The sequence below is a fragment of the Cruoricaptor ignavus genome, assembly GCF_014961145.1.
Classification (GTDB): domain Bacteria; phylum Bacteroidota; class Bacteroidia; order Flavobacteriales; family Weeksellaceae; genus Cruoricaptor; species Cruoricaptor ignavus.
Map to the genome: position 1 here is coordinate 1,024,725 of NZ_CP063145.1, position 26,152 is coordinate 1,050,876.

At 45.9% G+C, this 26,152-nt stretch carries 27 protein-coding genes; 8 read left to right on the forward strand and 19 right to left on the reverse strand.

What is annotated here, in order from left to right:
- Window positions 1–108: 108 nt before the first annotated feature.
- The 5 genes from IMZ16_RS04885 to lpxB form a co-directional block, all read right to left on the reverse strand.
- Window positions 109–876, reverse strand: a complete 768-nt coding sequence (locus IMZ16_RS04885; RefSeq protein ID WP_073177505.1) for a succinate dehydrogenase/fumarate reductase iron-sulfur subunit — start codon at window positions 874–876, stop codon at window positions 109–111.
- Window positions 877–896: 20 nt separating this feature from the next.
- Complete coding sequence (locus IMZ16_RS04890; protein ID WP_073177507.1) at window positions 897–2,909, reverse strand: fumarate reductase/succinate dehydrogenase flavoprotein subunit; 2,013 nt, start codon at window positions 2,907–2,909, stop codon at window positions 897–899.
- Between the two features lie 41 nt (window positions 2,910–2,950).
- A complete protein-coding gene (locus IMZ16_RS04895) occupies window positions 2,951–3,625 on the reverse strand; it encodes a succinate dehydrogenase cytochrome b subunit (RefSeq protein WP_193440719.1) in 675 nt (224 codons plus the stop codon).
- Window positions 3,626–3,722: 97 nt separating this feature from the next.
- Window positions 3,723–5,513: a ComEC/Rec2 family competence protein gene (locus IMZ16_RS04900; protein ID WP_193440720.1), complete on the reverse strand. Its 1,791-nt coding sequence runs from the start codon at window positions 5,511–5,513 to the stop codon at window positions 3,723–3,725.
- A 9-nt stretch (window positions 5,514–5,522) separates the two neighbouring features.
- Window positions 5,523–6,626 (reverse strand): lipid-A-disaccharide synthase, encoded by a 1,104-nt coding sequence (lpxB, locus tag IMZ16_RS04905; protein WP_193440721.1) that lies wholly within the window; start codon window positions 6,624–6,626, stop codon window positions 5,523–5,525.
- A gap of 81 nt (window positions 6,627–6,707) precedes the next feature.
- On the opposite strand from lpxB, the gene IMZ16_RS04910 reads away from it, so the two are divergent.
- A complete protein-coding gene (locus tag IMZ16_RS04910; protein WP_193440722.1) occupies window positions 6,708–7,349 on the forward strand; it encodes an MBL fold metallo-hydrolase in 642 nt (213 codons plus the stop codon).
- Here the strand turns inward: IMZ16_RS04910 and IMZ16_RS04915 are convergent.
- From IMZ16_RS04915 to aspS, 6 genes are all read right to left on the reverse strand, one after another.
- The gene (locus tag IMZ16_RS04915; protein WP_073177985.1) at window positions 7,346–7,906 is read right to left on the reverse strand and encodes a thioredoxin family protein; all 561 of its coding nucleotides are present in this window, start codon (window positions 7,904–7,906) and stop codon (window positions 7,346–7,348) included. The genes IMZ16_RS04910 and IMZ16_RS04915 overlap by 4 nt on opposite strands.
- A 4-nt stretch (window positions 7,907–7,910) precedes the next feature.
- On the reverse strand, window positions 7,911–8,822 hold the full coding sequence (gene miaA / locus IMZ16_RS04920) for a tRNA (adenosine(37)-N6)-dimethylallyltransferase MiaA (RefSeq protein WP_193440723.1): 912 nt from the start codon (window positions 8,820–8,822) through the stop codon (window positions 7,911–7,913).
- A gap of 72 nt (window positions 8,823–8,894) precedes the next feature.
- On the reverse strand, window positions 8,895–9,149 hold the full coding sequence (locus IMZ16_RS04925) for a YkvA family protein (protein ID WP_227411571.1): 255 nt from the start codon (window positions 9,147–9,149) through the stop codon (window positions 8,895–8,897).
- Between the two features lie 132 nt (window positions 9,150–9,281).
- Window positions 9,282–9,830, reverse strand: a complete 549-nt coding sequence (locus tag IMZ16_RS04930) for a TlpA family protein disulfide reductase (RefSeq protein ID WP_193440725.1) — start codon at window positions 9,828–9,830, stop codon at window positions 9,282–9,284.
- A gap of 58 nt (window positions 9,831–9,888) precedes the next feature.
- On the reverse strand, window positions 9,889–10,962 hold the full coding sequence (aroC, locus tag IMZ16_RS04935) for a chorismate synthase (protein WP_193440726.1): 1,074 nt from the start codon (window positions 10,960–10,962) through the stop codon (window positions 9,889–9,891).
- Window positions 10,963–10,998: 36 nt separating this feature from the next.
- Window positions 10,999–12,747 carry an aspartate--tRNA ligase gene (aspS, locus tag IMZ16_RS04940; protein ID WP_193440727.1) on the reverse strand — a complete coding sequence of 583 codons (1,749 nt, stop codon included), beginning with the start codon at window positions 12,745–12,747 and terminating at the stop codon, window positions 10,999–11,001.
- Between the two features lie 411 nt (window positions 12,748–13,158).
- On the opposite strand from aspS, the gene IMZ16_RS10485 reads away from it, so the two are divergent.
- Window positions 13,159–13,353: a 30S ribosomal protein THX gene (locus IMZ16_RS10485; RefSeq protein ID WP_193440728.1), complete on the forward strand. Its 195-nt coding sequence runs from the start codon at window positions 13,159–13,161 to the stop codon at window positions 13,351–13,353.
- A 38-nt stretch (window positions 13,354–13,391) separates the two neighbouring features.
- On the opposite strand, the gene IMZ16_RS04950 is transcribed toward IMZ16_RS10485, so the two are convergent.
- On the reverse strand, window positions 13,392–14,024 hold the full coding sequence (locus IMZ16_RS04950; RefSeq protein WP_193440729.1) for a DUF937 domain-containing protein: 633 nt from the start codon (window positions 14,022–14,024) through the stop codon (window positions 13,392–13,394).
- Window positions 14,025–14,044: 20 nt separating this feature from the next.
- Window positions 14,045–14,554: a DUF2480 family protein gene (locus IMZ16_RS04955; protein WP_193440801.1), complete on the reverse strand. Its 510-nt coding sequence runs from the start codon at window positions 14,552–14,554 to the stop codon at window positions 14,045–14,047.
- Window positions 14,555–14,607: 53 nt separating this feature from the next.
- On the opposite strand from IMZ16_RS04955, the gene IMZ16_RS04960 reads away from it, so the two are divergent.
- On the forward strand, window positions 14,608–15,819 hold the full coding sequence (locus IMZ16_RS04960) for a type IX secretion system plug protein (RefSeq protein ID WP_193440730.1): 1,212 nt from the start codon (window positions 14,608–14,610) through the stop codon (window positions 15,817–15,819).
- Window positions 15,820–15,826: 7 nt separating this feature from the next.
- On the opposite strand, the gene IMZ16_RS04965 is transcribed toward IMZ16_RS04960, so the two are convergent.
- On the reverse strand, window positions 15,827–17,002 hold the full coding sequence (locus IMZ16_RS04965) for a hypothetical protein (RefSeq protein WP_193440731.1): 1,176 nt from the start codon (window positions 17,000–17,002) through the stop codon (window positions 15,827–15,829).
- The gene (locus IMZ16_RS04970; RefSeq protein WP_193440732.1) at window positions 17,003–17,443 is read right to left on the reverse strand and encodes a hypothetical protein; all 441 of its coding nucleotides are present in this window, start codon (window positions 17,441–17,443) and stop codon (window positions 17,003–17,005) included. It lies immediately after the preceding gene.
- A gap of 96 nt (window positions 17,444–17,539) precedes the next feature.
- Between IMZ16_RS04970 and IMZ16_RS04975 the strand changes: the two genes are divergently transcribed.
- Genes IMZ16_RS04975 through folB form a run of 4 tightly spaced genes read left to right on the forward strand, consistent with a single transcriptional unit; the run spans window position 17,540 to window position 20,409 of the window.
- On the forward strand, window positions 17,540–18,394 hold the full coding sequence (locus IMZ16_RS04975) for a YicC/YloC family endoribonuclease (RefSeq protein WP_193440733.1): 855 nt from the start codon (window positions 17,540–17,542) through the stop codon (window positions 18,392–18,394).
- Between the two features lie 52 nt (window positions 18,395–18,446).
- Complete coding sequence (gmk, locus tag IMZ16_RS04980) at window positions 18,447–19,010, forward strand: guanylate kinase (protein WP_193440734.1); 564 nt, start codon at window positions 18,447–18,449, stop codon at window positions 19,008–19,010.
- 23 nt (window positions 19,011–19,033) lie between these two features.
- Window positions 19,034–20,050 carry a quinolinate synthase NadA gene (gene nadA / locus IMZ16_RS04985; protein WP_193440735.1) on the forward strand — a complete coding sequence of 339 codons (1,017 nt, stop codon included), beginning with the start codon at window positions 19,034–19,036 and terminating at the stop codon, window positions 20,048–20,050.
- Entirely contained in the window at window positions 20,050–20,409 is a 360-nt protein-coding gene (gene folB / locus IMZ16_RS04990) for a dihydroneopterin aldolase (RefSeq protein ID WP_193440736.1), read from the forward strand. Before nadA ends, folB begins: the two co-directional genes overlap by 1 nt.
- Here the strand turns inward: folB and IMZ16_RS04995 are convergent.
- Genes IMZ16_RS04995 through IMZ16_RS05010 form a run of 4 tightly spaced genes read right to left on the reverse strand, consistent with a single transcriptional unit; the run spans window position 20,406 to window position 25,105 of the window.
- Complete coding sequence (locus IMZ16_RS04995; RefSeq protein ID WP_193440737.1) at window positions 20,406–21,404, reverse strand: LLM class flavin-dependent oxidoreductase; 999 nt, start codon at window positions 21,402–21,404, stop codon at window positions 20,406–20,408. The two genes, folB and IMZ16_RS04995, sit on opposite strands and share 4 nt — an antisense overlap.
- On the reverse strand, window positions 21,391–23,517 hold the full coding sequence (locus IMZ16_RS05000) for a helix-turn-helix domain-containing protein (RefSeq protein WP_227411572.1): 2,127 nt from the start codon (window positions 23,515–23,517) through the stop codon (window positions 21,391–21,393). The genes IMZ16_RS04995 and IMZ16_RS05000 overlap by 14 nt, the downstream gene beginning before the upstream one ends.
- A 45-nt stretch (window positions 23,518–23,562) precedes the next feature.
- Window positions 23,563–24,543, reverse strand: a complete 981-nt coding sequence (locus IMZ16_RS05005) for a YihY/virulence factor BrkB family protein (RefSeq protein ID WP_193440738.1) — start codon at window positions 24,541–24,543, stop codon at window positions 23,563–23,565.
- A 49-nt stretch (window positions 24,544–24,592) separates the two neighbouring features.
- On the reverse strand, window positions 24,593–25,105 hold the full coding sequence (locus tag IMZ16_RS05010) for a gamma carbonic anhydrase family protein (protein WP_193440739.1): 513 nt from the start codon (window positions 25,103–25,105) through the stop codon (window positions 24,593–24,595).
- Window positions 25,106–25,225: 120 nt separating this feature from the next.
- On the opposite strand from IMZ16_RS05010, the gene IMZ16_RS05015 reads away from it, so the two are divergent.
- A complete protein-coding gene (locus IMZ16_RS05015; protein ID WP_193440740.1) occupies window positions 25,226–26,104 on the forward strand; it encodes a NifU family protein in 879 nt (292 codons plus the stop codon).
- The last annotated feature ends 48 nt before the right edge of the window (window positions 26,105–26,152 follow it).

Sequence of the window (26,152 nt, forward strand, 5' to 3'; positions counted from 1 at the left end):
TCCCGATATAATTGATTACTGAAATTTGATAATTGATATTTGAACCGTACACCACCATAAAAAAACGCCGCTCGGAAATCAAGCGGCGTTTTAATTATTCTATAAAAATTATCCTCTGTCGATAAATGCAGACATATATTCCCTGTTCAACCTTGCGATGTTCTCCATCGAAATTTCTTTCGGGCATTCCACCGAACAAGCACCAGTATTTGAGCAGTTTCCGAAGCCTTCCTCATCCATCGTCTGCACCATATTGAGCACGCGGCGTTTCGCCTCTACCCTGCCTTGCGGAAGCAATGCAAACTGAGAAACTTTCGCACCTACGAAAAGCATCGCAGAGCCGTTCTTACAAGCAGCTACACAAGCGCCGCAACCAATGCACGCCGCAGCATCCATCGCCTTATCGGCATTATCCTTCGGCACAGGGATAGCGTTGGCATCCAGCGTGTTACCAGAAGTATTCACGGAGATGAAACCACCTGCCGCCATAATTCTGTCGAACGCAGAGCGGTCCACCACCAAATCCTTAATCACCGGGAAAGCCGCACTTCTCCAAGGTTCGATGGTGATGGTTTCTCCATCCCGGAACATCCTCATATGAAGTTGGCAGGTTGTAATTCCGGTATCAGGTCCGTGCGGACGACCGTTGATGTATAGCGAGCACATCCCGCAAATTCCTTCGCGGCAATCGTGGTCGAAAGCTACAGGCTCCTTGCCGTCGTTCACCAGGTTTTCATTCAGGATGTCCAGCATTTCCAGGAATGAAGAATCTGGGGAGACATCGGAAAGTTTGTAAACTTCGAACTGCCCTTTAGATTTATTGTTTTTCTGCCTCCAGATTTTCAGAGTCAGGTTAAGTCCTCTTTTTGCACTCATAATATATCGGTTTGTGCGACTTATTTATAACTTCTTGTTTTCACCTCGATGTTTTCGTACACAAGTTCTTCTTTGTGCATCACCTCAGCATTGATGTCCGCACCTTTGTATTCCCAGGCTGCTACATACATATAGTTCTGGTCATCGCGTTCTGCTTCACCATCCGGTGTGGAATGGTCTTCGCGGAAGTGTCCACCGCAGGATTCGTTTCTTTCCAAAGCATCTATCGCCATCAGCTGCCCAAGTTCCATAAAATCGGCAACGCGGAAAGCTTTCTCCAGCTCGGTATTCATCTCGTTGGCTCCGCCAGGCACTCTTACATCCTGCCAGAATTCTTTGCGAAGCTCTTCAATTTCACGGATGGCCTCCCTCAGACCTTCCGGCGTTCTTCCCATACCTACCTTGTTCCACATAATGTTGCCAAGGATTTTGTGGTAATGATCCACGGAATGCTTACCATTATTGCTAAGGAAGAATTCCACTTTATCTCTCACTGCTTTCTCAGCCTCGTCAAATTCCGCAGTATCAGTCGGTATTTTTCCGGTTCTGATGTCTGCAGAAAGATAATCTGCAATGGTGTACGGCAGCACGAAATATCCGTCAGCAAGGCCCTGCATTAAAGCGGAAGCACCAAGCCTGTTCGCACCGTGGTCAGAGAAATTTGCTTCACCGATTACGAAACAGCCAGGGATTGTGGACATCAGGTTATAATCCACCCAAACTCCGCCCATTGTGTAGTGTACCGCAGGGTAAATCTTCATCGGCGTTACATAAGGATTATCCGCCGTAATCTTCTCATACATAACGAAAAGGTTGCCGTACTTTTCTTCTACCCAGGCTCTTCCAAGCTTGTAGATTTCTTCCTGAGAAGGATTGTGCAGGTGTTTCTCCATCGCTGCTTCCCTTCCCTTTTTCATAATTTCTGTAGAGAAATCCAGGAAAACGCCTTCCTTAGTATCGTTGTTCTCAATGCCGAAACCTGCATCGCATCTTTCCTTTGCTGCTCTGGAAGCCACATCTCGCGGAACAAGGTTTCCGAAGGCAGGGTATCTTCTTTCAAGGTAATAATCGCGGTCTTCTTCCTTAATATTTTCTGGCTTCAGCCTTCCTTCACGAATGGCGATAGCATCTTCCTGATTTTTCGGCACCCAGATTCTTCCGGAATTTCTCAGGGATTCAGACATCAAAGTCAGTTTAGACTGCTGGGTTCCGTGCACCGGAATGCAGGTAGGGTGAATCTGCACGAAGCAAGGGTTTGCAAAATAAGCGCCCTTCTTGTGAATTTTCCACGCGGCAGAGCAGTTGGAGCCCATAGCATTGGTAGAAAGGAAATACACATTGCCATAACCGCCGGATGCAATAACCACAGCATGTGCAGAGTGCCTTTCGATTTCGCCGGTTACCAGGTTTCTCACAATTACGCCGCGTGCTTTCCCGTCCACAATCACCAGGTCCATCATTTCGTGGCGGTTGTACATTTTAATCTTGCCCTTACCGATTTGGCGGCTCATCGCTGAATAAGCGCCCAGCAAAAGCTGCTGCCCGGTTTGTCCTTTAGCGTAGAAAGTTCTCTTCACTTGCACACCACCGAAAGAGCGGTTGTCCAGCTGCCCGCCGTATTCTCTGCCGAAAGGCACACCTTGCGCAACGCACTGGTCGATGATATTTGCGGAAACTTCCGCAAGCCTGTAAACATTGGCTTCTCTCGCACGATAGTCACCTCCTTTGATGGTATCGTAGAACAGGCGGTAAGTGGAATCGCCATCGTTCTGATAATTCTTCGCAGCGTTGATACCGCCCTGTGCAGCGATAGAGTGTGCACGGCGTGGCGAATCCTGATAGCAAAAGGCCTTTACATTATAGCCCTGCTCTGCCAAAGTAGCTGCCGCAGAACCGCCGGCCAAACCGGTACCAATAACGATGATGTCAATCTTATCGCGGTTGTTCGGCGCCACAAGGTTCATATGGTCTTTATGATTTTTCCATTTGTCCTTTAGTGGACCGGCAGGAATTTTCGAATTGAGAGTGCTCATATTTTCAGAAAAATCTTTAAAATTAACAACAATCCTTCAGCCTAATAAATTGGTGCATCGGCAAAAAAATGATAAAGCGCAATGAAGATGAAGCCTGCAGGGATCAGGATGGAATACCACTTGCCGAAACCTTTGATGAAAGGCGTGTACTTTGGATGCCTTGCACCAACCGACTGGAACGACGACTGGAAGCCGTGCGCCAAATGCAGGCCAAGCAGCACATTGGCAATTACATAGGCTGCCACACGAATAGGATCTTTAAACTTGTGGTTCAGCTCGTCCCAAAATCTGTCCGTTACCACGGCTTCTCTTGCGATGTATTTGTAGTTCATCTCGTGAATCCAGAAATCATACAGGTGAAGCGCAAGGAACGCCAAAACCACCGCACCGGAAATTATCATATTCCGGCTCATCCAGGTAGAGTTTTCGTTGCCGCGGTTTACCGCATATTTTACAGGCCTTGCCTGCTTGTTTTTGATTTCCAGAACGAAGCCCATTACAAAATGGAAAATAACGGCAAACAAAAGGATGGGCTGCATAAGCACCTGGACTAGCGGACTATAGCCCATAAAGTACGACGCCTGATTGAAGGCATCCTTATCGAAAACCGAAATCATATTGACGCTAAGGTGCATCACCAGGAAAATAAGCAGGAACATTGCCGATAAAGCCATCGCATATTTTCTGCCAATGGTAGAGCCAGTAAGACTTGCCATAATATTTTGAATTATTATCGCAAAGTTAAAAATTGACAGCCTATTTTAAAAGTGAGAAATGTCAGAAAACTTCAGTTTGTAAACTTTCTAAATAAACTCAGTCCAGCGGATAAGCCTTCCCACCGTGATTTGCGCTGCGTGCCTTCTCAGGAATTGGATGAATTCTAAATTCCGAAATGCGGTTTTTGCTAAGGTAAGGCTCCACCAGGTATTTCGCGGCCTTCGCTTTATCGGCCTTCGGCGAAAGGTAGAATTCCGCCAAATTCTTATCCTTTATAATAAGGTGTTTCTGCTGGAAATTTTCCACGAGCAGAACTTCCGATTTTTTGAAATAATAATAATTGAGCGAAAGCCTCAGTGCGATAAACAGCAGGAGAATCGCGGCGAAATTCAAAACCGGCCGAATTTTTTTGCGAAGAAAGACCTGCCGCAGAAAATAAATCGTGAGAAATGCCAAAAGTACCTCTGCCAGAGTCATTGGGATATTTTTCGCAAAACCGAAATCTGCATTCGCAAAGGCGTGAATTACCTTCAGCAAAAACTGAACAGCGGCGTCATACACTTCCGTAAGCCATTGAAGTTCAATATTTAACGAAAACAAAGTAGCGAGAAACAGCGAGAAAATAATGATAACTTCTACCACAGGAATTACGAGCAAATTGGCAGGGATGGAAACCAGCGAATATTGATGAAAATAGTAGATAACGAGCGGCAGCGTAGCGATTTGTGCGCTCAGGCTCACAGAAAACACCGTGGCGAAAAGCCTTTTCCAGCGGTTTGCCAAATTTCCGAACCACGCTAAAATCGGCCGGTTCATCCAGAAAATTCCCAGCACAGCGATGAAGCTCAGCTGAAAACCGACATTATAAAGCTGATGCGTATCCACCAGCAAAATCGCGAAAGCTGCTAGCGCTACGGCGTTCAGCAAATCGGGTTTCCTTTGCAGCAAAACGAAGGCGTAGTATGCGGTGAGCATTATGCAGCTTCGCACAACGGAGGGCCCATAATCAATTAAAACGGCGAAAGCCCAAATGAAAACCAAGGCTAAACCGATTTGAATTTTTCTCAACCTAAACGGCAAAATTTTACGAATAACGAAAAGCATTGTCCAGAAAATAATCGCCATATGAGTTCCAGAAATTGCCAGGATGTGCACTAGGCCACTTCGGTTAAAATCGTTCACAGTTTCGGAATCCATTTCCGTTCTGTCTGCCAAGATAATTCCCTTCAATAATTCTCGGCTTTTCGGCGAAAGTTGTGAAGCATCGATGTTTTCTAAAATTTCCAGCCTTTTCTGTTTGATTTTCTCAGCGAAAGACAAATCTTTTCTTGAAATCGGTTCAATTCCAGAATTGAGAAAAGCCTGATGACAAATGCCTTTCCGTGAAAGAAACTTAGCGTAATCAAACTGAAAATCATTGTTCGGATGCTCCACTAAATTGATGAAAGATTCCGCCTGATAATAGTGTTTGAAATCGGGTTTTACCTCATCTTTCGGAATTGAAACCACGATTTTCAAAGGTTCAGGATTGCCACTTTTAAATGATTTCAACTTTAAAATTTCAGCTTCGTAACGACGGTATCTTTCGTTCGAATTTAATTTTTTTGTAATCTTAAAAATGAATTTCTGCCGGCCTACAAATTCATCAATCTTTGGTAATTTGCTGTTCTGAAAATGAAAAAATCCGCCAATTGATAAAAATAAAATTCCTAAGAAAACGCCACGAAATTTCTGAAAAATGTAATTTGGAATAAAACTAAGGAAGCCGATTAAAACCGAAGCTATTAAAATGAAATTCCAAACTTTTGCACCGAAATGAAAATTTTCCGCCAGAAGAATTCCAGCGATAAAACAGGCCAACATTATAAACAGCGGCTGCTTTTGCATCGGGCTAATTTACAGATTTACAATTACTTCCGCAGCTTTTTCGCTTGCTCCTTTTCCTCCAAGTTTTTCGCGCAGCATAGCGTAATCTTCCAGAATTTTTCCGCGATCTTGCCCTAAAATCAAGCTGAGTTCCCGCACCAAATTTTTCGTCGTCAGCTCTTCCTGAATCAGTTCCCGCACAACCTCCCTGTCCATAATCAGGTTCACCAGCGAAATAAAGCGGATGCTTTTCACCAGCATTTTCCCGATGGCAAAGGAAACTGCGCTGCCTTTGTAGCACACAACTTCCGGCACATTCAGCAGCGCCGTTTCCAGCGTGGCCGTTCCGGAAGTTACGAGCGCAGCCTTGGCGCAGCGCAGCAAATCGTAGGTTTTATTGCTTACGAATTTCACATTTTCATCGGTGAATTTCTCATAAAATTCCCGCGGCAAACCCGGTGCACCAGCTATCACAAACTGGTATTGCGGGAAGCTTTTCCGCACCGAAAGCATTACGCCGAGCATTTTCTCAACCTCCTGCTTTCGTGAGCCTGGCAAAAGCGCAATAATTTCCTTTTCGCCCAAGTGATTGTAAGACTTAAACTCCTCACAATCAATCGGTTGCAAATCCGAAATTGCATCAAGCAAAGGATGCCCCACAAATTTTGCACTCACCTGATGTTTTCGATAAAAATCTTTTTCAAACGGCAAGATGACGAGCATTTCATCCACAAATCTCCGGATGGTTTTCACCCTGCCTTCTTTCCACGCCCAAAGCTGCGGCGAAATATAATAAACCACCTTAATTCCCAATTTCCTTGAGAATTCTGCAATCCTCAAATTAAAACCAGGATAATCGATAAGCACTAATGCATCAGGCTTCCAATCCGCAATATCATTTTTGCAAAATTTAATATTCCGCAAAATTGTGGGCAAATTTTTAGCAACTTCCAAAAAACCCATAAAGGCTAAGTCTTTATAATGCTTCACAGGTTTTTCGCCGCTTGCTTCCGCCATCAAATCGCCGCCCCAAAACCGAAACTCGGCCGAAGCATCTTTCGCTTTCAGAGCCTTTATCAAGTTGCTTCCGTGCAAATCGCCCGAAGCTTCACCGGCTATGATGTAGTATTTCATACGCTTATGACCTTTGGCAAATTAAGTAAATTTCCCGCATTCTGGGTGGTTTTAAAATATTAACTTTGTAAAAAACCTGCAGTGCTTAGTCTTAAAATTTTCACCTTCAACCCGCTCGGCGAAAACACCTACATCCTTTACCACAAAAATAAAAGCGCGTGGCTCATCGACCCGGGAACTTATTGGGAAGAGGAACGGCGCGAGCTTGATAACTTCTTGAAATCCAACAATTTAAATATCGAAAAAATTTTGCTGACGCATGGCCACATCGATCATGTAATGGGGCTTCAGTGGGCAGCGGAACGATATGGAGCATCCACCTATCTGCACGAGGCGGATGAACCTTTGCTGAAAACATTCCACCTGACGGGGGAAAGGTTTGGTATGCAGCTGCAGCCGATTTCACTTGAGACCAAACGACTCAACGAAGGCGAAGAATTAGACTTTTGTGGTGAGATTTTAAGAGTCTTACACATACCGGGACACTCCCCGGGAAGTTTGGTTTTTTATCACGAAAAAGGAAAATTTGCAATCTCCGGAGATGTACTTTTCGAGGGAAGTATCGGCCGCACCGACCTTCCAGGCGGCAATTATGAATTATTAATCAAAGGAATCAGGGAAAAACTACTGACGCTTCCGCCAGATACTAAAATCTTTCCCGGCCACGGGAACGCGACCAGCATTGGGTTTGAAAGAGATCATAATCCATTCCTCAGGGATTAGGACTTCCACTTGATGTTGCAGCCCAAACTTGGCATCTGCATTTCTTCCTGCGGTGTTCCGGCGAGCAAGTTTTCAAATGCCACAATCAAATCCTCACCCGTGATTTCATGCTGGTTTCCAGGGCGTGAAGCATCCATCTGCCCGCGGTAAATCAAGTCCAGCTTCTCATCGAAAAAGTAAAAATCCGGCGTGCAAGCTGCATCATAAGCCTTGGCAACTGCCTGGCTTTCATCAAAAAGATACGGAAATGCGAAGCCTTTTTCCTCCTGAAAATCCACCATATTTTCCGGTGAATCCGCCGGATAATTTTCAATATCGTTCGAGTTAATGCCGATGAATTCAATGCCCTGCGCACGATAATCATCATAAAGCTCCGCCAGTTTTTCGATGATGTGGATCACGAACGGACAGTGGTTGCACATAAAAATCACCAGCGTTCCTTTCTCACCTTTCAGCGACTCAAGTGACTGAATTTCATTGTTTTGCGCAGGGTTCGGAAGCTCGAAATACGGCGCTTTAGTTCCCAGCGGAAGCATATTGGATGGTGTTCTTGCCATAATTTTAATTTTTCTGAATGCCGAAATCTTCCAGCAAAGATAGCGATTCTGCGAAAGCATTTTCAAAATTCACCCAATGAATATCGCTTTCGCCACGATACCAGGTGAGCTGCCGTTTTGCGAACCTCCGAGAATTTTTCTTGATTTCCGCCACGGCAAATTCCAAATCCCATTCTCCGTTCAGAAAGCGGAAAAGTTCCGTATAGCCTACTGTTTTCAGCGGTACTGATTCTTGGAATTCCGCTAAAGATTTCACTTCGGCGAGAAGTCCGGCTGCCATCATTTTATCAACCCGCTCGTTTATTTTTTGGTAAATAATTTCGCGCGGCGCTTCAATCCCGATTCTTATCGTGCGGAAATCCCGCGCTTTTTTCGGCTCGGCAATCAGCTCAGAATATTTTTTCCCGCTTTGCCAAATCACATCTATCGCCCTGAGGATTCTTCTCGGATTATCTTTGTCAACAATTGTAAAATATTCATTATCAATATCTTGCAGGGTTTCCAGAAGTTTTTCGTAGCCTTCTTTTTCCCAAATTTCTGCCAGCTTTTTCTGATTGTCAGCATTGGCTTCAGGCAAATCATTCAGGCCTTCGATTACCGCCTTTTCATACATCATACTACCGCCAACCAAAATTACAACATTTTGATTTTCAAATAATTGCGATAATTTCTCCAGTGCATCATTTTCAAACTGACCGATGGAATAATAATTCTGCACGGAAAGATGCGCGATGAAATGGTGCATTGCCTCGGAAAGTTCCGCTTCGCTTGGCGCCGCAGTTCCAATTTTCATCTCTCTGAAAAACTGCCTAGAATCGCACGACAAAATTTCCGCATTGTAATGCTTTGCCAAATCAATTGCCAGCCGTGTTTTGCCGATGCCCGTAGTTCCGATAACCGAAATTAGCGTTTTCACGCCGCAAAGTTCTGATTTTTCAAAATAAAAAAACCGCCCAAAAATTCGGGCGGCACAAAATTGTTATGAAAATTATTCTGCGTCCACTTCAATTGTGGTGATGTCGTTTTTCTTGTCGCTTTCCCATTGTAGAAAACGCTCTACCTCGTTCATTAGGCGAGGCATTAAGAATGCTAATACTGCCAAATCATCGACGATTCCGACGAACGGAATCGCAATTTCTGGTAAAATATCAATCGGCGAAATGATGTAGGCCAACCCCAAAAAAACCGTCCACATCGAAACTTGGCTCGTCTTATAATTGCCCCTTCGCCACTGCTTTAACATCCGCCAAATAACGGGTATGCTAGCTAGGAAACCCTTTTGCCTTGCGGCGTGGCTATAAACCCTGAACCTTCTTCTCATTTTGATTTCAATTTAATATCGCTAAATTAGCAAAAAATATACCGATTCTCGGTTTTATTTCGCATTTAGCAAATTCTCAATAAAGGTTAAATTACTTTGCGAATTCCAATTTCTCATTCCGCTTTCTTTCATCACTATTCTACCATCTTTGTAAATGATGAAGGTTGTCGGGAAAGTATTTGGCAAAATCTCTCCTGAAATCGGGCTCTGTGCGATGTAAACCGGCGCTGTATACTGGTTTTCGGCAATAAATTTCCGCACATCTTCTTCCTTGTCCTGCATTGCGATCAGCGCAAAATCCATCCGCTCTTTTTTGCCGTTGTAAAGTGCTTCAATCGATGGCCATTCCTGTCGGCAAGGCGGGCACCAGGTTCCCCAGAAATTCAGGAAAAGCAAATCTTTTTGCTGCAAGTTTTTCAGGTTGGTATCCGGAACATTGATGCCTTTCAAATCTATGTCTAAATCATTGGTTTCCAATTTTGTAGCTTTTTCAATCGCAGCGATTGGGAAGAAGGTGTCCCGTAAAAAAGTGCGTACATTGGGAATCATCAGCAATCCCAAAATCAAAATGGTAACGATGGTGAAAATTGTGTTTTTCCGCATAGCTTTTTATGGTTGATGATCGTTAAAATCCGTCTTTGCAATCCTTATAGCATACAGCCTAAAGCCTATCGCCCTTCCTTAGTTTATTGATTAAATACAAATCTGCCAGCACAAAAGCCGTAAGATTTTCAACGATGGGAACGGCCCTTGGCAAAACGCACGCATCGTGCCTTCCCTTTCCTTCCACAATTGCGGAATTCCCAAATTTATCCACGCTTTCTTGTGGTTTCATCAAAGTGGCCACAGGTTTGAAAGCCACACGAAAATAAACATCCATCCCGTTCGAAATGCCACCCTGAATTCCGCCGGATAAGTTCGTTTTCGTGCTGAAATCTTCGTTGAAAATATCATTATGCCCCGTGCCTTTCATCTTTGCACCACAAAATCCGCTGCCGTACTCAAAGCCTTTCGCAGCGTTAATGCTCAGCATCGCTTTCGCAAGTTCTGCCTGGAGTTTGTTGAAAACCGGCTCGCCAATTCCTGCCTGCAAATTTTGAACGACACAAGTAATCGTGCCGCCGATTGTATCGCCATCTTTCCGCACTTCCCGTATTTTTGCCTCCATTTTTTCCGCTGTTTCTTCATCCGGACAGCGAACGGCGTTGCTTTCCGTTTTGCTGAAATCCAAATCCTGATAAGGTTTTTCGCAAAAAATCTCACCAACCGATGAAACGAACGCATTGATTTTCAAATCGTTAGGAAGTAATTGCTTCGCTAAAGCGCCGGCCACAACCCAATTTACCGTTTCCCTTGCGCTCGATTTTCCGCCACCACGATAATCACGGATGCCGAATTTTTTTTCGTAAGTAAAATCAGCGTGAGAAGGGCGGTAAACATTCTGAATATGCGAATAATCCTGCGACTTTTGATTTTCATTTTTGATGATGAAACCGATGGGCAAGCCCGTAGTTTTCCCTTCAAAAATTCCCGATAAAAACTGCACTTCGTCGCTTTCTTTCCGCTGAGTTACAATAGCAGATTGGCCGGGTTTTCTGCGGTCCAATTCTTTCTGAATCGCTTCGAAGTCTACCGCAATTCCTGCAGGCACATTGGAAATAATTCCGCCATAAGCTTCACCGTGGCTTTCGCCAAAAGTGTTGAGCGTTAAAAAATTTCCAAGTGTATTCAGCATTTTTCGTTTTATTGATTTTTCGGGATTTATTGCAAATTATTGTGAAATCCGTAAATTGAGTTCGCGTAATTGTTCATCGGCAATCTGGCTTGGCGCATCAATCATCACATCTCTACCGGCATTATTTTTCGGGAAGGCAATGTAATCCCGGATGACTTCGTTGCCGTCGAGAATCGCAACAAGCCTGTCGAAGCCGAATGCAATTCCAGCGTGCGGTGGTGCGCCGTATTTGAAGGCGTTCATCAGGAAGCCAAACTGCGCCTCGGCATCTTCCTGAGAAAACCCGAGAAGTGAGAACATTTTGGATTGCAATTCCCGGTCGAAAATCCGCACGGAACCACCGCCAATTTCATTGCCGTTCAAAACCAAATCGTAGGCATTAGCTCTCACATTGCCAGGGTTTTCGCTGAGCAGCGCGATGTCCTCAGGCTTCGGCGATGTGAAGGGATGGTGCATCGCGTGAAACCTGCCAGATTCTTCATCCCATTCCAGAAGCGGAAAATCCACCACCCAAAGCGGTGCAAATTCGTCGCCTTTTCTCAAGCCAAGCTGATTGCCAAGTTCCATTCTCAGTGCGGATAGCTGCGCGCGAACTTTGCTTTCATCGCCGCTGAGAATCAGCAGTAAATCGCCTGGTTTTGCGCCAAATTTTTCAGCGATAATTTTCAAGGCCGCTTCATCGTAAAATTTATTCACCGAGGAAGTCAGCGTGCCGTCGTTCTGATATTTTACCCACACCATTCCGGAAGCGCCAATCTGCGGGCGTTTCACGAAGTCCGTATAGTTGTCGATTTGTTTGCGCGTCCAGTCAGCCGCATTTTCTACGCAAATTCCCACCACAAGTTCCGCATCGTCAAAAATCTTAAAATCGCGGCCTTTAGCCACATCGTTCAGTTCCACGAATTCCATTCCGAAGCGTATGTCTGGCTTATCATTCCCAAATCTGCGCATCGCTTCATCGTAGGTCATTCTTGGGAAATCCGCGAAATCTTTGCCTGTCACTTCCTTCAGCAGGGATTTGGTGAGGCCTTCGAAAATCTGCAGCACATCTTCCTGCTCGGCAAATGCCATTTCGCAATCGATTTGCGTGAATTCCGGCTGTCTGTCGGCACGAAGGTCTTCATCGCGGAAGCATTTCACGATTTGGAAATACCGGTCTAAACCGCCCACCATCAGCAGTTGCTTGAAGGTTTGCGGAGATTGCGGCAGGGCGTAGAACTGCCCGGGATTCATCCGGCTTGGCACCACGAAATCTCGTGCGCCTTCCGGTGTGGATTTGATGAGCACCGGCGTTTCCACTTCTACGAAACCTTTTTCGGACAAATAGTTGCGGACTTTCTGCGCCATTTTGTGGCGGAACATCAGCTTGTCCTTCACGGGATTTCTTCGGATGTCCAGGTAGCGGTACTTCATCCGAAGTTCTTCGCCGCCGTCGGTTTCATCTTCGATGGTGAATGGTGGCAGTTCGGATTCGTTCAGAATGTTGAGTTCGCTTGCCAAAATCTCGATTTCGCCGGTTGGAATTTTCGGGTTTTTGGACGAGCGTTCGATGACTTTTCCTTTGACCTGGATGACGAACTCCCTACCGATTTCCCGCGCTTTCTCGAGCAGCGCTTTGTCGCTGCGGTCTTCATCAAAAACAAGCTGCGTGATGCCGTATCTGTCACGCAGGTCAATCCAGATCATAAAGCCTTTGTCTCGCACGGTTTGCACCCAGCCTGCAAGCGTTACTTCTTCGTTTAAATTTTTGGCGGTGAGTTCGCCGTTCGTATGTGTTCGGAACATTCGCGTTTTAGATTTTAGCTGCGAGAGCCAAGAGTCAAGATTTTAGGGCAGTTTTTAATTCGTGCGCTGATTGCAAATGAAATTTCTAACCTTCAAACTTTTTGCGTCTCAATTCTTGAATCTCGGTTCTTGGGTCTTGATTCTAATTCTGCAAAGATATGGATTTTGGCGGTGGGATTTTGCGTGAGGGATAGTAGCGGATACCCCGCAGCGTAGCCGCGAAGCGAAGCGGAGCGGCAAAGCGAGGAGTAGAAGCGGATAGCCCGACGCTAAACGGAGTGAGTGGAACGCGCGAGCGAAGCGAGCGCCGAAACGAACGAAGTGCAGCGGCACGCCCAAATTATTGAGAATGAATTTGCAGGTTTGATGAATTTTTGCTAAATTCGTTTAAAATTTGAAAAATTCGTAAAAATGGGAAAAGGCGATAAGAAGACGAAGCGCGGAAAAATAACTTCCGGAAGCTATGGGAAAACGCGGCAGCGCAGGAGATCTGCGGCGAAAATACCTGTGAAGGTGATGGATGAAAACGAGAAACCGGCGCCAAAAGCAAAGGTGCGGAAAAAGGTGGGCGAACAAACCGAGCCTACGGAAAACGCCGAAGTTTAAAGAAAAAAACCGAAGCAAATTCGCTTCGGTTTTTTTAATTATTTAAACAAACTACCGAAAAGTCCGCCCAGTCCGTTTTGTTTTTGCTGCGGCGCGCCGCCCAATCCGGCGAGAATTTCGCCAAAGGGATTATTGCCGCCTTGCTGACCGGAAAGTACGGATGACAAAATATTGTTCAGCGGATTTGCGCTGCCTGCCTGGGCAGCGGTGTTGTTCAGGATGCCACCCAGCAAATCGCCGATTCCGCCGGCACCTACATTGTTCTGGCGTTTCTGCTGGCCGATGTAGCCCATAATCACCGGTGCAAGCATCGCAAGCAGGGCGCCGATCTGGTTCTGCGAAATCCCGGTTTGTTGCGCCAGCTGGTTTTCCACTTCAGATTTTTTGCTGCCGAAAATGTGAGACAAGATGGATGAGCCTTCTTCCTGGCGTTCTGCTGCCTGTGCAGGATTGCTGATGATGCTTCCATCGTGGTCTTTGTCCAGCGCGTTGTTCAGGGCTTCCGCTTCGGAAGGGTTTTCGCGGGATTTTTTCTGCAGATAGGAAATTATCAGCGGTGCGGCTACAGCTGCCAAGGCAATCATCTGGTTTTTCTCCACGCCGTAGCGGTTTTCGGCCTGCTGGGCAACTTGTGCGCCCGCATTGCCGGTAAGTAAGTCTATTAAATTCATGAAATTTTTTTGCAAGATAATCAATTTTTGAAAATCGGCACGCTGCTGCAGGCTTCGCCGAACATCAGGGATTTTACAAGTGGGCGCAGCTTTTCCACGAGTTCTATGTAGGCATTCAGCGGGATTTCCTTTTCTGAGCAGCCTTTTACCAGAACGCGCTTGTTTTCTAACGGCGAAAAATCGTAGGTTGAAATGGCGTCGTGCATTAGCATCGTTTCCAAATCTGCAGGGCTGCCGTAAACGATTTTTTTCGCAAAACCGCTGAGCCTGGAAGTGAGCAGGAAATACGACCAAAGCGGAACGATGGCATCCGCAGAATTGTGGATGTTCACGAAGCAATCGCGAAAATCTTCCGGGTTGATTGCTGCCACTTTTTCACGGAAATCCTTTTCTTTCAGGATAATGCCTTCGAAGAGATAATCTTTCAGGTCGATGCTTTTGCGCGTGCCTTCCGGAATCAGTTCGGCAAGGTCAAAATTGATGAGGCCACTTTCTGCTACGCGGTTTTTGATTGGGAAATCTTCGGAAATCATTAGGCAAATTTAGTTTAAATTTGGGGAAAATTTTTCCAAATCTTTCCAAGATGAAGCGCGCAGCATTTTTTTTTCTGCTAATTTCAACCCATTTTTTTTGTCAAAACATCCACGGCATCCAGCTTTTTAATCCTCAAACCAACGATGAAACCCCGGTGATTGGCTTTAATGAATCGCTGATTCTCCGCTTCGATGATTTCGATAATACAAGCAGGCTGTACCGCTACACCATTCGCCATTGCGACCGGAACTGGCAGCCGGACGGACTTTTTTTTACCGAAATCGCAAGCGGCAGTATGAGCGGACTCATCGATAATTACAGCTATTCCTTCAATACACTGCAGAAGTACACCCATTATGAACTGAAATTTCCAAACGAGAAAATGCAGCCGAAAATTTCCGGAAACTTTGAGCTTATTGTTTACGAAAATTCACCCGAGCGGCCGCTTTTCCGAAGGAGATTCAGCATCTCGGAGGGCCTTGCCAGCGCTTCTCTGCGCGTGAGCCGTACGGCGGACGCCAGGCAACCTGCCGCGAACCAGCGTGTGGAGGTACAGGCGACTTCAGAAGGATACGATATAAACTCCGTGGCTAACTTGCTGACTATGAGCGTAGTACAGAACAACAATCCTTGGATGCGGATTGATAACATCCGCCCGACCTCCGTTCTTGCCAACCGTATCACTTTCCAGCATCCCGGCATCATTTTCCCTGGCAATAATGAATTTTATTACTTCGATAATAAAAATATCACCGCGGCTTTCGATATGGTGTCTGCCACAGAAAGCATTGAGGATCAGTATTATACCTATTTGTTTCCAGTCTGGGCATTCCCGCAGAATTATCAGTATATGCCGGATGTGAACGGTGCCTACTATTTCCGCAGGAACGACCTGGGAACCGAGCGAGACCCGCACCGCGAGGGCGACTACAGCTGGGTGTATTTTGCGCTGGATTCCGAGCCGGTTGACAAGGAAATTTTCGTGCTGGGCGGGTTTAACGAATTTCAACCTTCGCAAAAAAACCAGATGTTTTATGATGAAAATGCAAAAAAATACATAGCGAAAATCTACCTGAAACAGGGCTTTTACAACTACATACTCGCGACAAGATCCGGCGGGGGCACTCCGAATTTCGGGGAAATCAACGGGAATTTCTGGCAAACTGAAAACCTCTACCAGGCGTACCTGTACTACCGCCCGTTTGGCCGAAACTACGACGGACTGCTGGGCTATGGCGAATTCCGCACTCCGGTGAGATAGCCCTTGCCTACACCATAGGGTGGCGCCTGAATTCCCTGCTCCTGTCGAAGAGGTAGCGGTAGGTCACTAGCCGGCGGGTGATCCGCGTATCCAGCGCCTCTGCGATGTGCATCATTTTTGGATTAAAGTCTCCAATCCACTGCATCTCGGTGGTTTCGTATGCCGTTTTTTTCTGAATGTGCGAGGCCCCTTCCACTATCATCAGCCCTTCCACGCCGGTTCTCTGCCACTGCGGCACTACTCCGAAAACGATGCCTACCATCTTGGTATTTTTCCTTATTTTTTTAAAAAAAAGGAATTTTAATTTTTGCAAAATCCCAAATTTTCCCCGCAAATATTTAAACCACTGATTAAGGTCCGGGATATTGACCCACATTGCCACGGGGCGGTCCTTATGATAGGCGAACCAGATGATGTTCTCGTCCAGCACGGGTTTCATACTCCGGAACATTTTCAGGACTTTTGGAAAATCCAGCTCCTTCCCGCCTTCGCTGTGGCCAGCCCAGGCGAGATTGTAAATTTCAGTAAAATCTTTTGCAAATTTCTCAAGCTCATTCTTCCGCAAATGCCGTACGGAGAAATCCGGGTTGGCCAGGTGCTTCCTGTGAGAAAGCCTGAAGTGCCGCGAAAGCTCCGCATGCACAGGCCTGCTGTAGCATAACTGATTGAAGTACAGCCTGAAACCATAATTCTCGAAAAGGGCCGGGTAGTAGGGCGCGTTGTAGTTCATTCCGTAAAGGGGCTCGCTGAAGCCCTCCGCCAGAACGCCCCAGAACTGATCCCGCTCCCCGAAGTTTATACTGCCATCCATAGCCTCCATACCCCTGCGAAGAAGCCAGTCTTTACAAAAATCAAAAATAAAATTGGCAACCTCCTGATCGTTTACACAGTCGAAAAAACCGATGCCGCCCGTGGGCTGATCATTGGTATAATTAGGATTCACGAAAACCGCCACCTTGCCGATGGTATCTCCTTCGGAATTTTTGAAAAGAAATCTCTCGCATTCCCCGGTCTGGAAAAGTTTATTTTTTTTAGGATCAAAAACTTTCTCAATGTCCTGATCCAGCGGGCGGATATAATTTTGATCATCGGCATACAGCCTCGCGGGGAAATCTAGAAATTCCCTCCGGAGTTCTGCAGTATCCACCGCTACGGCATTGATTTTCAACAGAGAGGGGTTCATTTACAATTCTGGGCAGTCCTGCACTTTCACATTCCGGAGCTGCACCTGCGCACCGCCTGCCACTATCCTTACCGACGGAAATTCGCCATATGCGCAGTCGGATTCCACTTCGCCAAAATCTCCGTTTTCCGCACTGATGCTTACATCATCGCCGCTGAGCCTGTAGCTATTTTCAGAAAACTCGATGTTATTTAATGTGTAAGGCTTACCATTAACAACAACCTCGCCCTTCTGCGAGCGGGAATCGAACGCAATCACCACCCTACCCTCCTGCGTGAAAATGGTCTTCCCAAGATCGGGAGCTACGGCGAGCGTGGCTACTTCGTTGGTTGCAATTTCTGCCTGATTCGTTTCCACAACAGTAGACTCCGGAAGTTTCTCCTCTTTTTTGCAGCTAAGCACTGCTACTGTGGAGAATAATATTAAACAAAACTTTTTCATTCAGGAAAATATCTTCCAAAGATAGAGAATTTAAAAAAAAAGCCATCCCGAAAGAAAATTGCCGAAAACTTATATTTGCACACTAAACTCAGCAGAATGGTACTATCGATGACAGGTTTTGGGCGCAGCGAGGGCATTTTTGAAGGAAAAAAAATCAGCGTGGAAATCAAATCGCTGAACAGCAAACAGTTAGACCTTAATCTTCGCCTTGCGCAAAAATACCGCGAGAAAGAATTTGAAATTCGCAAAACATTGAGCGACAGCATTTTACGCGGAAAAGCGGACTGCTACATAACCATTGAAAATACCGAGGAAAATTCATCAGCGAAAATCAATCAGGATTTGGTGGAAAATTACATTTCCCAATTGCGAAAAATTGCGGATGATGCGCCGAATTTTCAATATTTGAAAATGGCGCTTAAAATGCCCGATGTACTTTCTACCGAAAATGAAGAATTCTCAGAAAATGAGTGGATTTACTTAAAATATCTCATTTCGGAATGCCTTGCAAAATTTAATGAGTTCCGGAAAATTGAAGGCGAGGCTTTAAATTTCGATATTCGCGAAAATATTGCTGAAATTCGCGAAAATCTGCAAAGCGTAAATCCTTATGAAAGTGAGCGGCTGGAAACCGTAAGGCAGCGCTTCCAGAATGCGCTGAAAGATTTTGAAGCGGATGAAACGAGATTCTATCAGGAAATGGCTTTCTACACGGAAAAACTGGATATTCAGGAAGAGAAAGTTCGGCTGGCACAGCATCTGAAATATTACGAAGAAGTTTTGCAAAAAGAGCAACAGAACGGAAAAAAACTGGGCTTCATCGCGCAGGAGATGGGCCGGGAAATCAACACGCTGGGATCGAAGGCCAACCACGCTGAAATCCAGAAACTTGTGGTGCTGATGAAAGACAGTCTGGAAAAAATTAAAGAGCAAACGATGAATATTTTATAGCCTAAAGCCTTAGGCATCAACAAGTTATCTTTATCGCTCATCAATCATGAAAATGGAAAAAGTAATCATTTTTTCGGCGCCTTCAGGAAGCGGCAAAACCACGCTGGTAAAATATTGCCTGGAAAAATTTCCGCAGCTGGAATTTTCCATCACCGCAACTACAAGAGCTTTGCGCGGAACGGAAATTCACGGGAAGGATTATTTCTTCATCACCGAAGAAGATTTTAGACAACGCATTGAAAATCAGGATTTTGTAGAGTTTGAAGAAGTTTATCCTGGTAAATTTTACGGCACTTTAAAATCGGAGATTGAACGAATTTCATCCTTGGAAAAAGTGGTAATCTTCGATGTGGATGTAAAGGGCGGCATCTCACTGAAAAAGTATTTTGGCGAAAAAGCGCTCTCAATTTTCATAATGCCGCCAAATATTGAAGAGTTGGAACAGCGTTTGATTTCTCGTGGAACTGATGATTTGCCAACGATCAAATTACGCGTGGAAAAAGCGGCGGAAGAACTCACATACCGAAATCAATTTGATAAAATAATCGTAAACGACAGCCTTGAAAATGCGAAAAATGAAATTTCCGAGGCAATTTCAGAATTTTTAAATTCATAATTTTTTACACTATTTATTGAATAATGAATAATTCACTTGAAACAGCAAAAGCCAACCTGCCCGTAAAAGGTTTTTTGGATATTTCAGATTACGCCATTCCCCAAGGTGAAGAACTGGTACAGGCGATTTTAGACTTAAAAAAGGAAAAAAGCGCGGTGATTTTGGCGCATTATTATCAGCCAGCGGAAATTCAGGACATCGCTGATTTTCTGGGCGATTCACTGCAATTAGCGAGGCAGGCAAAGAATACGGACGCTGATATGATTGCGTTTTGCGGCGTGCACTTTATGGCGGAAGCTGCAAAAATCCTGAACCCTACGAAAAAGGTGGTCCTGCCAGACACACAGGCCGGATGCTCGCTTGCCGACGGATGTTCCGGCGAAGGCTTGCGGAAAATGCGCGAAGAACACCCTAACGCATTGATTGCCACATACATCAACTGCAACGCTGAGACGAAGGCTGAGAGCGATATCATCGTAACAAGCTCGAACGCTGAGACGATTATTGAATCGATGCCGAAAGACCGCCCGATAATTTTTGCGCCGGATAAAAATCTGGGACGCTACCTGATGAAAAAAACCGGCCGTGATATGATTTTGTGGGATGGCAGCTGCATTGTGCACGAGGCGTTTTCGATGGAGCGCATCGCCAAACAACTCGCGGAAAACCCTGATGCCAAGCTGATTGCCCACCCTGAAAGCGAAGAGCCAGTGCTACAATTGGCGCACTTTATCGGCTCAACTTCTGCCCTTTTGAATTTCGTGGAAAAAGATGATAGCCAGAAATTCATCGTGGCTACGGAAGAAGGCATATTGCACGAGATGAAAAAGCGGGCACCGCAGAAAACGCTAATCCCGGCGCAGGTGTACGACGAAAGCTGCAACTGCTCGGAATGCTTTTTTATGAAGCGAAACACGATGGAAAAGCTTTACCTCTGTATGAAATACGAACTCCCAGAAATTACAATTGGGGAAGAACTACGCCTGAAAGCGCTGAAACCAATCGAAAAAATGCTGGAGCTTTCCGAAGCCATCAAATAATGAACTCGAAAATCTTCATCGAAAACCTGAAAATCTACGCATACCACGGCGTTTTGCCGGAAGAGAAAATCATCGGCACTTACTATTTCTTGAATGCGGAATTTCACGCCGATCTTCGGAAGGCTGCAGAAACTGACGACCTGAACGACGGCATCAGCTATGCCGATCTGAACGACATTATTCGGGAAGAAATGCTGATTCCATCGAAGCTTTTGGAAAATGTTGCGGGAAGAATCATCAAAAAAATCCACGAAAAATTTCCGCAGATTTCTTTTATCAAAATTAAAATCACCAAAACCGCACCGCCAATGAACGGCGAATGTTCCGGCGCAAGCGTAGAATTTTCCGCCGAGTTCTAGGTCAGGCTTTCCGCCGCTTCCTTTATGATTCTGTACGAGTGCTTTCTTGCATCGTGGTCGTAGATGTGCGCCGTTATCATTATTTCATCAACCATCACTCTTTTTTGAAAATTTGATAATTCCTCAGCAATCGTTTCTTTGCTGCCAATGAAGCTCACCCGAAGCATTTTTTGCACATAGGCCTTTTCCATCGGGCTCCAGATTTCGTCCATATTTTCAGGCGGCGGACCGAAGGGCTGTCTATTGTCCCGCACAATGTTCGTGAACGCCATATACAGCGTGTTGCTCAGTTTTTGTGCCTGTTCATCGGTGTCCGCAGCTATTCCGTTCACGCAGGCAATGGTGTATGGCTCGGCAAGATATTCGCTCGGCCTGAAATTTTGGTGGTAAATTTTAAACGCCATTTCCATCTGATCCGGTGCAAAGTGCGCCGCAAAAGCGTAGGGCAGGCCCATTTCCGAAGCGAGCCAAGCACTATCCGTGCTGGAACCAAGGATGTAAATCGGGATGTTCAGCCCTTCACCAGGCACCGCACGAATTGGCGCATCTTCTTGATTTTCAGAGAAAAAGTACTGCAACTCCTGAATTTGCCGCGGGAACTGCTCATTAATACTTGCCGGATTTCTGCCCAGGGCTTTCGCCGTAATGCCGTCAGTTCCTGGCGCTCTTCCAACGCCCAAATCTATTCTGCCGGGATAAAGCGTTTCCAGCGTTCCGAACTGTTCTGCGATGACGAGCGAACTGTGGTTGGGCAGCATTACGCCGCCTGATCCTACCCGGATTTTTTTCGTTCCGCCGGCTATATAGCCGATGAGCACGGAAGTTGCCGAGCTTGCGATGCTCTTCATATTGTGGTGCTCGGCAAGCCAGAATCTCTTGTAGCCCAGGCTTTCCACGGTTCTTGCCAAATCCAGGCTGTCTTCAAAAGTGTTAAGAATGGTTTTGCCCTTTTTTACAGGTGCAAGGTCTAATACGGATAATTCAAAATTTTTCATTATTCTTTGCTAAAAATGCAAAATGGTTAACAAGTAATCTCAGCTCCTGAAACTCAAATTCCGAAGGTAGAAAATTCCTCCACTGCGTAAGGTTCCAGTCCATCTTATCTTTAGCAAAAGCCTTTCCAAAAATTTCCAGGCGTTCGTTTGGCACGATGCGTTCGATTTCGAGCCTACCTTCCGAGGCGAATTCCGCAAGATGCCCATAAATCGTGCTTTTCATCAGTCCGCGCGTTTTGCAGATTTCCGGAATAGATTTTCCGTTTTGGAACATTTCAAAAGTAATGGAAGGCGAAGGCTTTTTCGCAACAGCCTTGTTGATTTCTGAATTCTCATCTTTATTAAATAATTGATAATCAAGTAGTTTTACCCGTTTTAAATCCTCCAGATAATCTTCCAAATCGGTAAGCAAAGTGCGCGTAACTTCGTTGTATTCCTTCAGGCCTTTCCCACCCTTTGTCTCAGCATAAAATTCTTTCAGCGGGATGTAAACTTTCTCGTTCACATTTTGGTAGAAAAAATTCACGGCGCCTTTTGCCTTGGCTTCAACCTCTGCCCAATTGTCTTCCACATCGTTTCGCCGCGATTTCTGCGTTAAAACTTTTGCGAATTTTGCATAAATCTCTGCCAAATTGTCCACATCTTTTTCAAGCAGGAAATGAATATCGGCCGCTTTTTCTTTGTCAAGAAAACGGCTTGTTTTTGCAGAATTATACCAACCTGAAACCGCCTGCTTAATCCATTGTAAATCGGTGAATCTCAAAACTTTAGCAATAGCGAAATCGAATTTTTCTGCGCTGAGAATTTCGTTGATTCTGTCATTGGCACCGGTTTCCGTCTGAAAATTTTCCACACGATGGTCACTGAAAATCACTTCCCGCGAAATCTTCGATTTCAGCACGATGCCTTCCAGCGTTCGGCAGCGTGAGAGCGCCACATAAACCTGGCCAGATGCAAAGGATTTCCCCGCATCGATGATGACGCGGTCGAAAGTTAAACCCTGAGATTTGTGGATGGTAACAGCCCACGCCAAACGAATCGGGAACTGCTGAAAGCTGCCGAGAACTTCTTCCTGAATGCTTTTGTCCGCAGCCAGAGAGTATTTTTTCTGCAGCCATATTTCGCGCTTCAGTTTGTACGGCTCGTTTTCACCATCGATGATTACGGAGATTTCATCTTCGGAAAGCGCCACAACTTCCGCCAGTTTCCCGTTGAAATACCTTCTCTCGCTGGATGCATCATTGCGGATGAACATCACCTGTGCGCCCACTCTCAGCTCAAGCTCCGCATCGTTCGGGAACTGATTTTCATTAAAATCACCCTCGATTTCCGCAGGGTAGAAGTACGACGGGCCGTGCAGCTCGCTGAGCTTTTTACGGTTGATGCCATCCGCCATAAAATTGTGTGAGGTAAGGTGTACAAAGGCTTCGTCACCAGGTTCAAAATTCGGGATATAGCGGGAATTCAGCGTTTCGAAATCAATTTCGTCGCGGTTTCCATTACGGATTGCGTTGAGGATTTTCAGGAAATGCTCGTCTTTTTGGCGGTAAACCTTCGTGAGTTCTACGGTGATGAGCGGTAATTCTTTCAGAGCAAAACTGTCGAAGAAAAACGGCGAGCTGTAGAACCGCATCATAAATTCCTCGTCCTTTACAACCGGCGGCAGCTGGTATAAATCTCCGATGAATAGCATCTGTACGCCGCCGAATTTCTGGGCATTTCTCCTGATGTGGCGCAGCGAAAAATCCACCATATCCAGCACATCGGCACGAAGCATCGAGACTTCATCGATGATGATGATTTCCACTTCGCGAAGCAGTTTCAGCTTGTCCTTCCGGTACCGGAAATGCGACACAAGGTCTGGGATGTTCATCGCTCGGTTTTCATCAATGCGGTCTATCGTAGGTATAAAATTCCGCAGCGGCAGCCCAAACATTGAGTGGATTGTAACGCCGCCTGCATTAATTGCCGCAATCCCTGTGGGCGCAAGAACGATGTGCTTCTTCGCTGAGCGGCGCACGAAATCGTTCAGGAAAGTGGTTTTCCCGGTGCCAGCCTTTCCTGTGAGGAAAATGCTTCGGTTGGTGTACTCGGCAAGCTCGAAAATATCCAAAATGCGAGGCGCAAGATTATATCATCTTTTCCAAATCAAATAGCGCTAAATCATTGCATCGTGGTGGGTTTTTGTGTCGGGCGCCACGCGCTTCATCACCTTCTCCCTTATAAACTCATCGGCTTCCTCGGGTGTGTTGATCTGCGGCACGGATTCTGCGTGAGGAGATGGCTCAATTTTATGCCCGTAATACCTTGCAGAAACTTTGGTAAATTCCGCCCCGAGGAAGATGAGCTGGCAGGTGTAATTGATCCACATCATCAGCAGCACCACCGTCCCCGCCGCACCGAAGCTGGAAGATGGCTTGAAGTTATCGAAATAAAGGGTGAGCGCAAATTTCCCAACGGCAAAAAGCAAGGAAGTCACGAAAGCTCCCAGCCAGACGGAGCGCCACTCAATATCTGCATCCGGAAGAATCTTGAACATCATTGCGAAAAGTACGGTCGTAATTATTAAGCCTATCACAAAATTTGCGAGGTTTACCCAAAACAGCGTATCCAGGTGGAACCACTGCACGATGTAATTGTTCAGCAGGCCAATCATAGAGGAGATGACCATCGTGACCAGCAGCAGGAAGCCGATGGTGAGGATCATACCTAGGGAGTTGGCACGGTCCAGCAGGAAGCGGTACCACGCCTGTTTCGGGGCGGGGCGCACTTCCCACATCTTGTTCAGCGATTTCTGCAGCTGGAAGAAGAAGTTGGTAGCACCGAAGACCAGCGCCGCCACACCTATGATTTTCATAAACCAGTCGTCCTTATCCACCATACTTTTTAGGATAAGCTCCTCGATCGTTTTCCCTACCTCCGCTCCCATTAGTTCGCCAAGCACGCGGGAAACTTCGCCGCGCGCCGCCTCCTCCCCGAGGAAGATGCCCGCCGTCCAGATCACGATGATGAGCAGGCCGGGAATTGAGAAAATCGCGCTATACGCCAGTGCCGCAGCATCTGTACCCGCATTGCGGGTGCCATAATCCTTGAAGGTTCGTTTGGTAATTTCCCAAATGTCCTTGAGTTTTTTTTTCATAGGAAAAATTTCATCGCAAATGTAAGTTTTTCAAAAATGGCAGCAACCGCTACTTGTACCAGGAGGAATATTTTACATAATTATTCGCAATCCTGTTCACCTCGCCTTCCAGAAGTTCGCGCGAAATATCCTTAATCTTCCTCGCTGGAACGCCGCCCCATACCTCGCCGGATTTTATGTGCGTACCCTGCGTCACCACGCTTCCTGCGCCCACAATGCTGTCGCTTTCCACTACGCAATCGTCCATCACTATGGCACCCATCCCAATCAGCACATTATCGTGTATCGTGCAGCCATGCACGATCGCACTATGGCCTATTGAAACATTGTTGCCGATGTTCAGCGGGAATTTTTCGTAGGTGCAGTGCAGCATCGCATTATCCTGGATGTTCACCTTGCTGCCGATTTTGATGTAATGCACATCGCCACGGATTACCGCATTGTACCACACGCTGCAGTCTCTGCCCATCGAAACATCGCCGATGATTACGGCAGTTTCCGCCAGGAAGGTATTCTCGCCAATTTGCGGCGATTTCCCGAGAAGTTCCTTGATTAATGCCATTCTTGAAGTTTGATGGTTTGAAGTTTTAAATTTAATAAATCTTTTCTCTGTCCACAAGACTTATTCATTTCGCTAATTCTTTTTCCCGTATTTTTGCATTTGTTTTTAGCAAAAAAATAAATGCGCGAAATTACCATAGAGCCTACGGCCAATCCTAAAGTGATGAAGTTCGTGGCGGATTATACCCTGATTCCTGGCGCTGTAGAGCTCGACAGAAATTCCGATGTTTCCGAAATCCCTTTGGCGCAGGAACTGTTCAATTATCCTTTCGTGGATAAGATTTTCATCACCGCCAACTTCGTTGCCGTGGCAAAGCAGGACACGGTGGAATGGGATATGGTGCAGGCCAACCTGAAAAATGTGATTGAGGACGAGCTGCTTGCCAACCCGAGAATTTACCGGCAGAAACCGCGCGAAATCTTCCCGATTTATGCGGAAATGACGCCCAATCCTAATGTGATGAAATTCGTTTCGAACAAGCTGATTCTGGATGGTTTCGTGGAAGTGAAATCCAGGGAGGAATCTTCGCAAGTTCCTTTGGCAAAAGGGATTTTAGATCAGTTTGATTTTGCGGAAGAGGTTTTCATCTCGGATAACTTCGTGGCCGTTACCAAAAACGATTCCGTGCAGTGGAACGAAGTGATGGTGGCGGTGCGCAGCTTCATCGCCGATTTTCTTCAGCAGGGAAAAACGGTTTCCGAAAAATCGCCCACGAAACACGAAAACCCTGTGGAGCAGCTGATTAACAGGGAATATACGGACGATGAGCAGCGGATTTCCGACATCCTTACGGAGTATGTAGCGCCAGCTGTGGAGAACGACGGCGGGAAAATCTCGCTGATTGAATACGATGCTGAAACGAAGACGGCGAGAATGCTTTTGCAGGGTGCCTGCAGCGGTTGCCCAAGTTCTACGGCTACTTTGAAGGGCGGCATCGAAAGTTTGCTGAAGCAATTCGTGCCAGAGCTTGTGGAAAGCGTGGAGGCGGTAAATGGTTGATAGTTTCAAGTTTAAAATTCAAAGTTCAAAATTTAATGTGCAACGCAT

Coding starts and splice junctions, on each gene's coding strand:
- IMZ16_RS04885 (WP_073177505.1), bottom strand. CDS start 876: ATGAGTGCAAAAAGAGGACTTAACCTGACTCTGAAAATCTGGAGGCAG.
- IMZ16_RS04890 (WP_073177507.1), bottom strand. CDS start 2,909: ATGAGCACTCTCAATTCGAAAATTCCTGCCGGTCCACTAAAGGACAAA.
- IMZ16_RS04895 (WP_193440719.1), bottom strand. CDS start 3,625: ATGGCAAGTCTTACTGGCTCTACCATTGGCAGAAAATATGCGATGGCT.
- IMZ16_RS04900 (WP_193440720.1), bottom strand. CDS start 5,513: ATGCAAAAGCAGCCGCTGTTTATAATGTTGGCCTGTTTTATCGCTGGA.
- lpxB (WP_193440721.1), bottom strand. CDS start 6,626: ATGAAATACTACATCATAGCCGGTGAAGCTTCGGGCGATTTGCACGGA.
- IMZ16_RS04915 (WP_073177985.1), bottom strand. CDS start 7,906: ATGGCAAGAACACCATCCAATATGCTTCCGCTGGGAACTAAAGCGCCG.
- IMZ16_RS04925 (WP_227411571.1), bottom strand. CDS start 9,149: ATGTTAAAGCAGTGGCGAAGGGGCAATTATAAGACGAGCCAAGTTTCG.
- IMZ16_RS04930 (WP_193440725.1), bottom strand. CDS start 9,830: ATGCGGAAAAACACAATTTTCACCATCGTTACCATTTTGATTTTGGGA.
- aroC (WP_193440726.1), bottom strand. CDS start 10,962: ATGCTGAATACACTTGGAAATTTTTTAACGCTCAACACTTTTGGCGAA.
- aspS (WP_193440727.1), bottom strand. CDS start 12,747: ATGTTCCGAACACATACGAACGGCGAACTCACCGCCAAAAATTTAAAC.
- IMZ16_RS10485 (WP_193440728.1), top strand. CDS start 13,159: ATGGGAAAAGGCGATAAGAAGACGAAGCGCGGAAAAATAACTTCCGGA.
- IMZ16_RS04950 (WP_193440729.1), bottom strand. CDS start 14,024: ATGAATTTAATAGACTTACTTACCGGCAATGCGGGCGCACAAGTTGCC.
- IMZ16_RS04960 (WP_193440730.1), top strand. CDS start 14,608: ATGAAGCGCGCAGCATTTTTTTTTCTGCTAATTTCAACCCATTTTTTT.
- IMZ16_RS04965 (WP_193440731.1), bottom strand. CDS start 17,002: ATGAACCCCTCTCTGTTGAAAATCAATGCCGTAGCGGTGGATACTGCA.
- IMZ16_RS04970 (WP_193440732.1), bottom strand. CDS start 17,443: ATGAAAAAGTTTTGTTTAATATTATTCTCCACAGTAGCAGTGCTTAGC.
- IMZ16_RS04975 (WP_193440733.1), top strand. CDS start 17,540: ATGGTACTATCGATGACAGGTTTTGGGCGCAGCGAGGGCATTTTTGAA.
- gmk (WP_193440734.1), top strand. CDS start 18,447: ATGGAAAAAGTAATCATTTTTTCGGCGCCTTCAGGAAGCGGCAAAACC.
- nadA (WP_193440735.1), top strand. CDS start 19,034: ATGAATAATTCACTTGAAACAGCAAAAGCCAACCTGCCCGTAAAAGGT.
- folB (WP_193440736.1), top strand. CDS start 20,050: ATGAACTCGAAAATCTTCATCGAAAACCTGAAAATCTACGCATACCAC.
- IMZ16_RS04995 (WP_193440737.1), bottom strand. CDS start 21,404: ATGAAAAATTTTGAATTATCCGTATTAGACCTTGCACCTGTAAAAAAG.
- IMZ16_RS05005 (WP_193440738.1), bottom strand. CDS start 24,543: ATGAAAAAAAAACTCAAGGACATTTGGGAAATTACCAAACGAACCTTC.
- IMZ16_RS05010 (WP_193440739.1), bottom strand. CDS start 25,105: ATGGCATTAATCAAGGAACTTCTCGGGAAATCGCCGCAAATTGGCGAG.
- IMZ16_RS05015 (WP_193440740.1), top strand. CDS start 25,226: ATGCGCGAAATTACCATAGAGCCTACGGCCAATCCTAAAGTGATGAAG.